We start from the raw sequence: 12,954 nt of genomic DNA on the forward strand, positions 1-12,954 counted from the left end.
TCCATGTCCACACGCTCGGTCGCTATGTTGATCCTGGTTGTCTCAGCTGCTCAAAGTATCGGCTGTGCCATTTCGCCGGCAATCCGCGAGGCATTCATGGATCCCGGCAAAGAGCATCGCGAGCGAAAGGCCGAGATTCACCGCCTGGTCGACCAGCGGCATGTGAAGTCGCGTCTTCAAGCGGCATCTGCCATGTTGAGTTCCGGCCGATATGACGACTGCGAGCAAGTGTTGGCGGAAATCGAAAACATCGATCCTCACTGCAAAGAGATGCATCTGATTCGCGGCGAAGTCCTCATGGGTCAGGACAAGTTCGTCGAAGCGGCAGCACTCTACGAGAAAGTTCTCGAAAAGCACCCGGCCGACGCCAACCTGCATCACTTGCACGCGATGGCACTCGAGTTCTCCGGCGATTCGGTTTCCGCGATGCTCGCATTTCAAAGGGCAGCGGAACTTTCGCCTGACAGTTCATTAATCCAACTCAGTCAGATCCGCGACAATGCCCCAGGCAGGGCCATCCGATAGGTACTAAACTTCCAGCGACCTTCGTTTATCGAGCCATGCGTCATGAACATTCTTGCGCTCGAGCCCTATTTCGGAGGCAGTCATCAGGCTTTCCTCGATGGCTGGATCACGCAAAGCCAACACTGTTGGACCCTTTTAACGCTGCCGGCCCATCACTGGAAATGGCGAATGCGGCACGCTGCGATCACCTTCGCCGAGCAAGTCACAAGCCTTCCGCACACACACTTCGATGCCATCTTCTGCAGCGACATGCTGAACCTGGCCGTCTTTCGTGGTCTCGCCCCGCAGTCGATCGCTCAGCTTCCGGCCGTCGTCTACTTCCACGAAAACCAGCTCACCTATCCGGACAACACCCGAGCGCAGCGAGACTACCACTACGCGTTCGATAACTTCCAAACTCTTCTGGCTGCTGATCAGGCGTGGTTTAACTCGGCTTACCATCGCACCGAGTTCTTCCAGCAGTGCAGGGCGTTTCTGAAGAAGTTTCCCGACTTCACGTTGGAAGGTCGCTTAGATCACGCGTTTGGGCAAACGACTATCGCTTCGCCCGGCTTGCCAGAGATCGAAACTAGCCAGCGAGAGCACAACTGGCAATGTCCGCATATCGTCTGGGCGGCTCGTTGGGAAAAGGACAAGAACCCCGAAAGCTTCTTCCGCGCCATGTACCGCCTGAAGGACGACGGCCTTCCGTTCCGATTGAGCATCGTCGGCGAGTCGTTCCGCGACTGCCCGCCCATCTTTAGCGAGGCCCGCGAAGTCCTGGCAGATCACATCGAGCAGTGGGGCTTTCTCCCCAGTCATGAAGATTACGTCCGCTTGCTGTGCACTAGCGACATCTTCGTGTCGACCGCCGAGCACGAGTTCTTTGGTATCTCCGCAGCCGAGGCGATCCTCGCCGGAAACCTTCCGGTACTCCCAAGCCGTCTGGCATATCCGGAGCTGGTTGACCAGCAGCCGAGCCTACTTTACGACGGCACAACCTTTGGCCTAATCGCTCACCTGCAAAAGCTACGAGAAGACAAAACATTCCAGCAGGCCGTACAGCAACAAACAGCGTTGGTTGCCTTGAAGCTCGACCGACTGCAATGGTCACAACTGGCACCCGTCTACGACGAACGTCTGAAGTCAGTCACCGACAAGGCTTAGAAACGGTGTTTCCTTCTTGACTGTCTGATCCTCGCCGCGTTAGCCCCCCCGGTGAAGGGAGACACCAATCGGCATCCGGAGAATTCAGGCTCGGGTCGGTGATTTGAGGAAATTAAACCGCTTTCATTACCCAGTCCTTCCGAGGGGGGTTGTGGCTGTGTGTGGGGGGCGATACGATAGTATCTAGCCCACTGCTGAGACTGATTCTCGTTGTCGATTCTCTTTAGTCGCAACCGATCACTTAGCCAGATCCATCCAGCCATGGTGAATAGTTCTCAGTGCTAACCTGCCATTTATTTTTTTAGGATATGTAGGTCATGCCGACGACTACCATGCCGAAGGTTTGCGCGCTACCTGTGGTTCGATCTTCCCGTAATGGGTTTACCCTAGTCGAACTATTGGTGGTCATCGCCATCATTGGGATCTTGATTGCTCTGTTGCTTCCCGCCGTTCAACAGGCTCGCGAGGCTGCCCGTCGAACCCAATGCTTGAACAATTTAAAGCAGATCTCTTTGGGGCTCGTTCAATTCGAGCATACCTACGGACACTTCCCATACAACCGAACCGGTTTTCTCTGGCGTATTCTCCCGTTTATCGAGCAGAATACGTTGTCGAACCAAATCAACGCCGCTCGCCCTGACGACAATCCCAACACAACCGATCCGTCCCAATACTACAACGGAAAATGGGATAACGATGTCTGGCATCCGGAATTGACGGAGGCCTTTGAGAACGTCCTGCCAACCTACGTTTGCCCTAGCACGCCGGGTCAGCGACAGATCGAGTCGAATGGGTACCTTGCGGGAGCGACTGACTATTCTACCGCGCGAATTCCCAATGTTCGTCCTGCCGGCCATACGCTCTGGTATCAGGACGGTACCCCGCAAATGAATTACAACACGGCTACCAGTCCACCGAGTTCTCGCGGTACGAACCCGACTTGGAAAGGTGCCAGAGCCGCGCAAATCACCGATGGTTTCAGCAATACGATTTTGTTCTACGAGCGTGCAGGCGCCCCGAATCGATACGTAAAAGGACGTATCGTCGGAACCGATTCGCTGGCATGGCCTGGCAACCAGGGCGACAAAATGACCGCCTACAAAGCCGATAACCTGGATGCGAGTACCTCTAATCGTGCTTCCGGTCGAGGCGTCAACGGTGACCCGCTTTCGCCTTATAACGATTCTTTAAGTGTGGATTGTTCTACGCACGATTCCGCCAACGAAGCTGCTATTGATGAGTGCGGATTCAAGTTCATCGGGCACACCAACGCTGGCCAACCCTATAGCTTTCATACCGGCGTAGTCGGTATCGCTCAGTGCGACGGTTCGGCTCGTTTCATCAGCAACAATATTGAACTAACGACCTTCTTAAACTTGCTCCTCCGAGATGACGGTCAGGTTTTGGGCGAATTCTAATCGTCCCTCTCAGCAAGTAATAAATGTCGACAAGTGAAGCAGCCTTCAAGCCCGCATCCGCGCGGGCTTGAAGGCTGCGTGCCTGAACCCAAGTTATCATTCTTGTAATCTCCCTCCGCCGCACCCCTCTAACAAGCGGCCTTTTCATCCTGCGATGACTTCTAATCGGTGCCATGGCACTGGCTAACTACTTTGCTCTTACTTCGTCACCCTTTGCTGAGGGGACTTCGCCTAACAAGGCCCCATTTTCATGGACGACAAGTAGAATTCCGGCGACGAGTTTGGCTAAAATACGCTGGAAAGCCAGTGATGCCATATCGAAAGACTCTTTTCTCCCTTTTCGCGCCGTAAACGCATTTCGCAGTACCTACCGGCAGTTTTTCCCTTAAAAAACTCGCAGCGATGATTGCAATTCATACTTTTATCCGTTTCTCTAAATCGGGCTCAAAAAGTCCGTTAAATGCTTACGCAGGCTGGAAATAACATGTGGAGAGCCTCACAACATGCTGATGAGCGAAACCAGTCGAAATGCACGCTTTGTCCGCGAGTTCGCTTGCCATGAAGAGGCAATTCGGGCTTACGTGCGCCGATTGGTTCCTTCGCGTGCCGATTGCGATGACATCCTTCAGGAAGTGGCGATCGTACTGTGGGAGAAATTTGACGAGTTTCATGAAGAGGGTAACTTTCGGTCCTGGGCCTTTGGCTTCGCCCGATACAAAGTTCTCTCCTGGCTGCGTGACAACGGCCGACGACGCTTGGTGCTCGATAGTGATGTCGTCGCGATGATCGCGGATGAGTCGATTGAGGAAGACTCACATCTCGAAGCGCAACGACTCGCTTTACGGTCCTGTTTTGGAAAACTTCCCAGCGAACAACGCTCGCTGGTAGCAAATGCTTATAGTCCCGACGTGAAAATCCAAGAGATAGCGGCCACAAGCGGCCGCTCGACAGCCGGTTTTTACCAATGGCTCTACCGTATTCGGCAGATGCTGTTGGAATGCGTGCAACGTCAACTCGCCAGCGAGGCGAATCCATGAGTAATGACGACAGCTTTCAACACGACGTTCAGGACTATCTTGAAAATCGCGCGACCCCCGAGCAGGTATTCCAACTCAACGAGCGATTGCGAAACGATCCCGAGGCCCGCCGTTCTTTTCGAGAAATACTGAATCTCGATTCGGTTCTCATGGAAACCTCCGAAGAGATCACGGGGGAAGCCAATAAGGCTTACGCCGCTTACCAGTGGCCAGGTCCTGCCAATGCACCGCTTGCCCCACAACCGAAAGAAGCCAGCGTATCCGTGGTAGACTCCCAACGTAACCGCTCTTGGGTGAGCCTGGTTTTAGTGATCGCGGCAAGCTTGGTGGTAATCGTCGGAACACTTTCATGGTTTGCTGAAAACCGTGAGTATGCGATTGTAGAATACGCGGCCGGAGCGCAAGGGCTGTCGACCGGGATGACCTTAGGCGCGGAATCTCATTTCATCCAGGCCGGAACGGTTCAATTGGTCACCCCACGCGGCGCGAGGATCGTGATTGAAGCACCGGCTTTGTTCTACTTTGAATCAGCTCAGCGACTCCATTTGAAACATGGTCGCTTGGCTGCGGATGTGCCCCCCGAAGCTCATAGGTTTACGGTGATTACCCCGACCGGGCAGGCAATCGACCTGGGCACAAAATTTGGCGTAGACATGCCGGAAGAAGGCGAAGCCGAGATCCATGTCTTTCAGGGGGAAGTTATTGCCCAATCAACCGAAGGTGGCAACCTGCGCAATCTTCGCGACAACCAGGCTTTTCGCCTGCAATCGGCGGTCGGAACCCCAAGCAGTTTTCGATCGGGCGCCTTTATTCAACCTGGTGAAGTCGATTCGCTGCATGCAGCCCTTCAAGCCGGTCAACCAAAACGCTCTCAACTAGCTCAGAGGCAATTACGAGACGACCCCGATCTTATTGCTCTACTTGATTTCGACACCGGAAAAAAACATCCGGGAAAATACCGTAGCGTTCAAGGCCGCTGGCCAGGCTCTCAAGCGGCTGAGTTTGTGAATGTTGGCGATCATATGAAGCTTGACGTTGGTGGAGAACACTCGTGGCCGCAATTAACGCTGGCCGCCTGGGTTCGCCTCGATCAACTGGGAGAGCCATACCACTCGCTTCTGCATACCGATGGTTGGGAAGTTACCAACAAGGGACAGGTTCACTGGATGGTCACAAGATTGACGACCATGCGATTGGCCCTCCGAGATAATACGCTGGCGCCGGAAGACCTCGCACAGGAAGGGTTTCCCGATTCGCAAACGAGCGTGTTGCCCGAACAAGGTCGCTGGGTCCACTTAGCCGCCGTTTACGATGCCGACCTAAAGACGGTCCGCTTCTATTTCAATGGCCAATTCGACAGCGAATCGAAACTATCTCGAGCACATCCTGCTCGTCTGGGGCCAGCTCAAATTGGCAATTGGAACACGAACGACCGCACATTGAGTGGTCGTATTGACGAAATGCTGATTCTTGGTCGTGCCATGTCCGACGTCGAGATGGAACAACTCTTCGCATCCGGCAATCCTTATCGCTAAGGAATCTGGCTAATCCGGACGCCCCGATGAAATGCGTCGTGCCCCCGACTTTTTGGTCGGGGTATGTGCATCGGTTCATTGTAAAACTGACATGCGTCTGTGTTTCACGTCTCAGCAAAACAGATACGCATGGCCCACGCCATTTCAATTTGGACGCGATTTCGGGACCAATACTAGAATCATTTGCGTTAAAAATGACGCTGCAATGGAAACTCTAAGGTGAGCAACTCGTTTTCATTGTTTACCCCGGTGAAATTTTATGATGCGTTGGTTTGTCCTGGCAATCAGCCTTATCTGCTTGGCAAGCAATACTTGTTTGGCTGATCCGATCGACTTCGTTCACGACGTCCGTCCAATTCTGCAGAAGCACTGCTACGAGTGCCACGCTGGCGACGTTCGTAAAAGTGGGCTGCGTCTGGATGTGCGTTCCGAGGCGTTCAAAGGGGGCGAACTCTACGGCGAATCGATTCTGGCTGGCAAGCCCGAAGAAAGCCCCCTTTGGCAGTTCATCGCCGACGAAGATGCCGACCTGCAGATGCCTCCGGAGGGGCCGACGCCTACCTCAGAAGAGGTTGCCATGCTTCGCCGCTGGATCGAGCAAGGGGCTGTCTGGCCCGATGGTGTCGACGAAGTCGAATTGGCGGATCCCACCAACCACTGGTCATTTCGTCCCATCGAAGACACGACAGTTCCTCAGGTCATACGTACCGATTGGCCACAGAATGCCATCGATCAGTTTGTTCTCGCTCGACTCGAAGCGCAGAACCTCTCGCCATCCAAGGCCGCATCACGTGCCGATTGGCTACGTCGGGTTAGTTTCGATCTGGTCGGGCTTCCCCCTACGCAGAAGGAATGGGAAGCGTTTAAAAATGACGACAGCGAAGGAGCCTATCAACGTGTGGTCGACCGACTTCTCGCTTCGCCGCGTTATGGCGAGCGGTGGGCGCAGCATTGGCTAGACGTCGTGCGTTTCGCCGACACGCATGGCTTCGAGGTCAACACGGAACGGCCCAACGCGTGGCCCTATCGCGACTACGTAATCGAGGCTCTCAACCAAGACGTCCCCTACGACCAGTTCATTCGCGAACAACTTGCCGGCGATACGATGAACGCCGATGCAGCAACCGGTTTTCTCGTCACTGCGTCGGTTCTCTTGTCGGGACAAATAGGGAAGGACGAAGCTTCCAAACGCTTGGCCCGACAGGACTCAATCGATGAAATCGTGACCAACATCGGGACATCGTTCCTGGGGATGACGATTCACTGCGCCCGATGTCACAACCATAAATTCGATCCCATCTCGCAGCGCGACTACTACGAGATGCAGGCATTCGTTTCAGGGGTTGAGTACCAAGACCGCAAGTTTGAAATTCCCCTGGGGGATATGCAGCGTGATCAACGCAAACGTTGGAGCCAGCGCCGAAGCGAGTTGCATTTGCAAATTGCGACAGTGGCCCCACTAGCCGATTCCACCGCGCCCCGCCCGATGGTCAATTCGTACGAGAACATCGATCGCTTTACGCCGGTTCGCACTCAACAGGTTCGATTTCAAGTACAAGCGACCAATCGCTACGAACCTTGTATCGACGAATTGGAAATCTTCAATGTCGAAGGGGTTAACGTTGCCTTGGCCGAACAGGGCGCAAAACTCTCTTCCTCAGGAAACAACGTCTCGCCAAATCGCCATGAACTTCGACTGATCAATGACGGAAACTACGGCAATTCCAGCACTTGGATGTCGAACGAAGTTGGCGGAGGCTGGGTCACGGTAGAGTTCGCCCAGCCTCAGTTGATCGAACAGGTTGTCTGGGGACGTGATCGCCTAGGCAAGTTTTCTGATCGGCTCGCCATGGAGTACGTCATTGAAGTTCGTGACGAGAAAGGGGCTTGGAAGAGCGTTGCCAACTCAGCCAACCGGCATCCTTTCGATCCGCAAAAGAACAGTCACACCCCAGTTGATATTGATTCACTCGCAGAGAACAAGCAGAGCCACGTGCGTCAACTAATTCATGAAAAAGACGAGTTGACTCGAAAATTGAGCCAACTGGCAAATAGCCGCGCGGTCTTTGCCGGCACATTTCGCGAACCGGACGAGATCCGTATCTTAGGGCGAGGAAGCCCAGAAATGCCTAAAGAACGTGTCAGCCCATCCGTGCCTGATCTTTTTGGCGCTACGACCTTGCCGCAAGACTCGAATGAACAGCAGCGACGCCTCGCCCTGGCTGATTGGATTGTTTCAGAGAACAACCCTTTAACGGCGCGAGTGATGGCCAATCGAATCTGGCAAGGGCACTTCGGGTTGGGGCTGGTCGAGACTTCCAATGACTTTGGTCATAACGGTGTCCCGCCGTCGCATCCAGAATTACTGGACTGGCTTAGTGCCGAATTTATGCGTAGTGGCTGGTCGCTGAAGCACATGCACCGTTTGCTGGTTCTATCCTCGACCTATCGCCAAGCTAGTTCCTTCAACCAGGCGGCGGCCGAAATCGATACCGACAATCGGCTGCTCTGGCGTTACCCTCCCCAACGTCTAATGGGTGAAGTGATTCGTGATTCTATTCTGGCGATCAACGAAAACCTCAATTTAGAAATGGGGGGGCCAGGCTTTAGCCTCTTCGACAAACGTGGCGGGCTGTCTGGTTTCTCTCCCGTTAAATCGTTCGACAAAGATGGCCTTCGCCGGATGATTTACTCGCACCGCGTACGCCGAGAAAGGGATCCCGTGTTCGGAGCTTTCGATTGTCCCGACTATGGGCAAAGCACGCCTCGCAGGCGGGAATCAACCACGTCAATTCAAGCGCTTAACTTGTTCAACAGCCGGTTTGTGATCGACCAGTCGCGCGTGTTTGCCGACCTTTTGAAAGATCAACACACGGATACTCCTCAGCAGATCGAAGAGGCTTACCAGCGTGTTCTAATGCGACCACCTACGCCGCAAGAGCAAACCGAAGCAATCTCGCTAGTCGACCAATATGGACTCGCATCGCTTTGTCGCGTTTTGTTCAACAGCAACGAATTCTTGTTTATCCGCTGAAAGAATGAGCATGTTACCACCTCACTCTCAAGTCACGCCTGCCATCAATTGGCTTGATCGTCGTCGATTTCTTACCGGTGCCGCTAGTGGCCTGGGGGCCATAGCGCTGGCAAGCTTGCTGGGACAAGAAGGCCTGCTCGCGGCAGATGAACAATCGATCGATCCATCGCGCCCTTACCAGGCCCGTTCGTCGCACTTTTCAGGGGCTGCAAAAAATGTAATTGTTATCTTCTGCGCCGGTGGCGTGAGCCATCTGGATACGTGGGACTATAAACCCGAACTTGAAAAGAGGGACGGCATGCCCATGGAGAATGGCCCGGCCGTCACATTTCAGGGACCCGCCGGAAACCTGGCCCGACCGCAATACCGATTTCGCCCCCGAGGGCAAACCGGCAAGATGGTCTCGGACATGTTACCTCACTTGGCCGAACTAACGGACGATCTCACGTTCATTCATTCGCTGACGAGCAACAGTAACACGCATGGCCCCGCGGAAAACTTCCTTTCAACGGGCTCCGTGCTCGACGGCTTTCCTAGCCTGGGAGCTTGGGTGACTTACGCTCTGGGCTGCGAAACGCAAGAGTTGCCGGCCTATGTCGCTATTCCCGATCCCCGCGGTGTTCCTCAGAACGGTTCTAACAACTGGGGCCCGGGTTTCCTGCCTGCTGCGTTTCAAGGGACAACCTTCAGTGCCACCAGGCCAATCCATCACTTAAAGCCTTACGATACTTCCCCTGCGGAAGATGATGCGACGCGTCACTTTCTTGCTCGGATGAATCAACGTCACTTAGAGGAAAACCCGCACGATTCAAAACTGGCCGCACGTATTGCCAGCTACGAATTGGCTGCGCGGATGCAATTGAGTGTGCCCAACGTAACGAACCTGGAAAGCGAGCCAGAGCACATCTTGAAGATGTATGGAGCCGACTCGCCCGATAAGACCAAAGCCGCGTTTGCCAAAAACTGCATTCTCGCCCGGCGACTCGTCGAGCGAGGCGTACGATTTGTGCAGTTGTTCAATGGCGCCTACGCGAGTGGAGGTGAACTGAACTGGGATGGGCACAACAAGTTAAAGCAACAATACGACAAGCATGCTCATATTCTCGACCAACCGGCTGCGGGACTCATTCGCGATCTGAAACAACGGGGTTTGCTGGAAGACACCCTGGTGGTTTGGTGTACCGAGTTCGGCCGCATGCCCATGTTCCAAAAAGGATCGCAAGGGCGCGATCACAATCCCGATGGCTTTACCTCTTGGATGACAGGGGCCGGGGTGAAGCCAGGCATTAGTCATGGCGCCACGGACGAACTTGGAAAAAAAGCGGTCCGAGACGTCCACCCGTTATATGACTTTAACGCCACCATCTTGCACCTGCTTGGACTCGATCACGAGCGGCTTACCATCCGCCACAACGGAATCGATCGACGCCTCACGAATGTGGAAGGACACATCATTCACGAGATCTTGGGATAGATCGTCTTCCTAGGGCGGTGCCATTCTATCTGTAGCTTCAAAGCCGGCTACGACCACGCTGGGTATCGGCACCCGGTGATAAGATAAGAAAAAAAGATCCGGCCAGATAGCTCTGACCGGATCTTTGTGTTTATTTAGACACTCCAGGGCCGTTACGTCTCAACCGTTATATCAAGCGTGATGACGTCACCGCCAAGCGTTGTTTTGATACCACTCGACCTTGGATTCGAAAACTTGCCGTAGCTCTTCGGAGCACCTTTGGTTTTCACTTCGACCGATAGTCCCGTTTCGTCCTCGATTGCTTGACTTGGGGGAGGCAAGATAGCCACCTCGTATTCCCCTGGCTCTAAAGGTGCTTGAGGAGGGGGCAGATAAGCATATTCACCTGCCGCATCGGTTCGTGTCGTAAACGTGTAGCTCTCACCCACCATATTGAAGCTAACCTGTGACCCTTCGGGAGCTGGCTGACCGTCAACGGTAACTTTGCCCTGCACCCCTTTCAAGCCGGACTTGGCCTCTTCACATCCCGCGACCACGAGTACTAGTAATAGAATTGCTGCGCTGAATCGTTTCACGTCAATATTCCCTCTTAATGTTCCCGATGCTTCTCGGGAGTTCAGATAATTGATTCGATCGTAAACGTTAATTCTGAGAAACCACTTGGCCGTCATCTCGCGTCGCTTGATACTTGAAAACATCGAGTTCGATCGTTTCTGCGATGAACTCGACATGACCATCGACAAAGACAGCCATGACGCCTCCAGGATGCTCTGAGATCAACGGATTATTGGCACCGTAGTTGGTACTGATTCCGTTCAAGTCATAGTTTTTCTCGTTCGGAGCGTAGCGAACGGTCGTGATGTTGAACGCGCGATGGTTCGAATACCCAGGCGGCGTTCCCGTTCCCTCTGAGCCCATCAACCAACCATGTTGTCCCCCGGCCGTTACCAAAACCATTGACCCTGAAATATTCGTCAAGGAGCCGGAGTTCGCGGTAAACATGCGGCCCCCGCACTCGCCGACAGCCAGGGTGTTGCTCGAGCCATCGGTGACGTCACGAAAACCGACCGATTGATTGGGGAACATTATTCCGCCTGCGGCAATGATGCCGTCATTCGTCCCTCCCGAGTGGGAACAACAAGCGAAGCCTGAGTTCGTGCGTGATTCGGTGAAATTCGTGTTGTTAAGCACCGCCCCCGCGATACCGATATAGGTCGCTGCAGAGTCCCAGCTTCGATTGTTCCAGCCGGATGTTTCACCAGGAAACGAGGGGCAAACCATCCCATTGGCAGAAGTTCCTGTCAGAGCAGATGTGTTGCCGCTCCAGCCAGGTCGATCGGCTTCGAAGTTGATGCGATCGTAGAGAGCGGCTTGCTCGATGAACGGCAGGAGTCCTCCCCACCACGAGGTTCCAAACGGAGACGAAGTCGAGGCCGTCGATCGCCATCCGCCAAGGGGGAACTTCAGGTGGGTATCGTGATAGTTGTGCAGGGCGATACCGATCTGCTTAAGATTGTTTGAGCAGCTCATCCTTCGTGCCGCTTCACGTGCTTGCTGAACGGCCGGCAGCAAAAGGGCAATCAGAACTCCAATAATTGCGATGACGACCAAAAGCTCTACAAGCGTAAATCCGCCATCGGTCTTCTTGGTAGACATACCACGTTCCTTGCGATTGGCATGAGTGAGTCGAAAAGATATGAAGCACAAACGGCGATCACCGGCGACAGGAAACCTGGCCGGCGATGATCGAAATGGTTGTCGAAGAAAAGAACTACGCTCCAGGAATCACCTGGCCATCGTCTCGAGTTGCCTGATATTTCAGAATGTCGAGATTGATGGTTTCTGAAATGAACTCAACATGACCATCGGTAAACACGCCCATCACTCCGCCGGGATGATCGGAAAGCAACGGGTTGTTCGGACCATAGTTGCCGTTGATTCCATCGAGATCGAAGTTCCGCGTGTTGGGGGCGTAGCGAATCGTGGTGAGATTGAATGCGCGCTGCGTGGTCGGAGTTCCCGCGCCGTTGGTTCCCATCAACCAACCATGGTAAATACCGCTGGCGGGCATCAACACGTTGGAGCCAGCAATTTCGGAGTACGAGCTTGAGTTGGCGGTATACATTCGGCCCCCCAACTCACCAATTGCCAGCGTGTTGCTCGTTCCATCGGTTGCGTCTTTGAATCGCAAGACCTTGTTGGCAATCAACATGCCACCAGCTGCGGTCGTGCCGTTATTGTGTCCGCCAGAGTGTGAACAACAGTCAAATCCCGTCGCAGTACGCGATTCGGTAAAGTTCGCGTTGTTGAGAACGGCTCCGGCGATACCAATATAAGTGGTCGCCGAATCCCACGATGGATTCTTGGGAGTCGTATCGACGTCGCCGGCAAACGAGGGACAGACAAGCGTCGTAGGAGCATGGCCGGTCAGCACACCGCTGTTGGCACTCCACCCACTATTGGAGACGCTTAAATCCAATCGGTCGTAAAGAGACGCCTGTTCGATAAACGGGAGCATTCCGCCCCAAAACGAAGGTCCGAACGAGCTGGAATACCCCTGCCGAACTCCATAGGGAAAAGATCCAAACGTATCGTGATAGTTGTGCAATCCAATCCCGACTTGCTTCAGATTGTTCGAGCACGACATACGTCGCGCCGCTTCTCGCGCTTGTTGGACAGCAGGCAATAACAAGGCAATTAACACGCCAATAATGGCGATGACCACCAACAATTCAACGAGCGTGAACCCGCCAGTTCGGTCATTGCGTATGCGCATAAGATGGCT

At 53.9% G+C, this 12,954-nt stretch carries 10 protein-coding genes; 7 read left to right on the forward strand and 3 right to left on the reverse strand.

Annotated features, from left to right (window positions below; genetic code table 11):
- Positions 1 to 3 precede the first annotated feature (3 nt).
- The 7 genes from HOV93_RS10435 to HOV93_RS10465 all read left to right on the forward strand — a co-directional run bounded on the left by HOV93_RS10435 (position 4) and on the right by HOV93_RS10465 (position 10,169).
- Positions 4 to 525 (forward strand): tetratricopeptide repeat protein, encoded by a 522-nt coding sequence (locus HOV93_RS10435; protein ID WP_207396440.1) that lies wholly within the window; start codon positions 4 to 6, stop codon positions 523 to 525.
- 42 nt (positions 526 to 567) lie between these two features.
- A complete protein-coding gene (locus HOV93_RS10440) occupies positions 568 to 1,671 on the forward strand; it encodes a tRNA-queuosine alpha-mannosyltransferase domain-containing protein (RefSeq protein ID WP_207396441.1) in 1,104 nt (367 codons plus the stop codon).
- A gap of 317 nt (positions 1,672 to 1,988) precedes the next feature.
- Positions 1,989 to 3,089, forward strand: a complete 1,101-nt coding sequence (locus HOV93_RS10445; protein ID WP_207396442.1) for a DUF1559 domain-containing protein — start codon at positions 1,989 to 1,991, stop codon at positions 3,087 to 3,089.
- 503 nt (positions 3,090 to 3,592) lie between these two features.
- Positions 3,593 to 4,126 (forward strand): sigma-70 family RNA polymerase sigma factor, encoded by a 534-nt coding sequence (locus tag HOV93_RS10450; protein WP_207396443.1) that lies wholly within the window; start codon positions 3,593 to 3,595, stop codon positions 4,124 to 4,126.
- The gene (locus HOV93_RS10455) at positions 4,123 to 5,661 is read left to right on the forward strand and encodes a LamG-like jellyroll fold domain-containing protein (protein ID WP_207396444.1); all 1,539 of its coding nucleotides are present in this window, start codon (positions 4,123 to 4,125) and stop codon (positions 5,659 to 5,661) included. Before HOV93_RS10450 ends, HOV93_RS10455 begins: the two co-directional genes overlap by 4 nt.
- Before the next feature lie 259 nt (positions 5,662 to 5,920).
- On the forward strand, positions 5,921 to 8,695 hold the full coding sequence (locus HOV93_RS10460) for a PSD1 and planctomycete cytochrome C domain-containing protein (RefSeq protein WP_235990135.1): 2,775 nt from the start codon (positions 5,921 to 5,923) through the stop codon (positions 8,693 to 8,695).
- A gap of 10 nt (positions 8,696 to 8,705) precedes the next feature.
- Positions 8,706 to 10,169, forward strand: a complete 1,464-nt coding sequence (locus tag HOV93_RS10465) for a DUF1501 domain-containing protein (RefSeq protein WP_207396445.1) — start codon at positions 8,706 to 8,708, stop codon at positions 10,167 to 10,169.
- Positions 10,170 to 10,321: 152 nt separating this feature from the next.
- Here HOV93_RS10465 and HOV93_RS10470 read toward each other — a convergent pair whose 3' ends face one another.
- The 3 genes from HOV93_RS10470 to HOV93_RS10480 form a co-directional block, all read right to left on the reverse strand.
- A complete protein-coding gene (locus HOV93_RS10470) occupies positions 10,322 to 10,744 on the reverse strand; it encodes a hypothetical protein (RefSeq protein WP_207396446.1) in 423 nt (140 codons plus the stop codon).
- Positions 10,745 to 10,811: 67 nt separating this feature from the next.
- Positions 10,812 to 11,825 (reverse strand): DUF1559 domain-containing protein, encoded by a 1,014-nt coding sequence (locus HOV93_RS10475; RefSeq protein ID WP_207396447.1) that lies wholly within the window; start codon positions 11,823 to 11,825, stop codon positions 10,812 to 10,814.
- Between the two features lie 115 nt (positions 11,826 to 11,940).
- Positions 11,941 to 12,945, reverse strand: coding sequence for a DUF1559 domain-containing protein (locus tag HOV93_RS10480; protein WP_207396580.1), 1,005 nt, complete (start codon positions 12,943 to 12,945; stop codon positions 11,941 to 11,943).
- Between the last annotated feature and the right edge of the window lie 9 nt (positions 12,946 to 12,954).

Origin of the sequence: Bremerella alba (assembly GCF_013618625.1) — a bacterium.
Taxonomy (GTDB): domain Bacteria; phylum Planctomycetota; class Planctomycetia; order Pirellulales; family Pirellulaceae; genus Bremerella; species Bremerella alba.

Coding starts and splice junctions, on each gene's coding strand:
- HOV93_RS10480 (WP_207396580.1), bottom strand. CDS start 12,945: ATGCGCATACGCAATGACCGAACTGGCGGGTTCACGCTCGTTGAATTG.
- HOV93_RS10460 (WP_235990135.1), top strand. CDS start 5,921: ATGATGCGTTGGTTTGTCCTGGCAATCAGCCTTATCTGCTTGGCAAGC.
- HOV93_RS10455 (WP_207396444.1), top strand. CDS start 4,123: ATGAGTAATGACGACAGCTTTCAACACGACGTTCAGGACTATCTTGAA.
- HOV93_RS10440 (WP_207396441.1), top strand. CDS start 568: ATGAACATTCTTGCGCTCGAGCCCTATTTCGGAGGCAGTCATCAGGCT.
- HOV93_RS10465 (WP_207396445.1), top strand. CDS start 8,706: ATGTTACCACCTCACTCTCAAGTCACGCCTGCCATCAATTGGCTTGAT.
- HOV93_RS10445 (WP_207396442.1), top strand. CDS start 1,989: ATGCCGACGACTACCATGCCGAAGGTTTGCGCGCTACCTGTGGTTCGA.
- HOV93_RS10450 (WP_207396443.1), top strand. CDS start 3,593: ATGCTGATGAGCGAAACCAGTCGAAATGCACGCTTTGTCCGCGAGTTC.
- HOV93_RS10435 (WP_207396440.1), top strand. CDS start 4: ATGTCCACACGCTCGGTCGCTATGTTGATCCTGGTTGTCTCAGCTGCT.
- HOV93_RS10475 (WP_207396447.1), bottom strand. CDS start 11,825: ATGTCTACCAAGAAGACCGATGGCGGATTTACGCTTGTAGAGCTTTTG.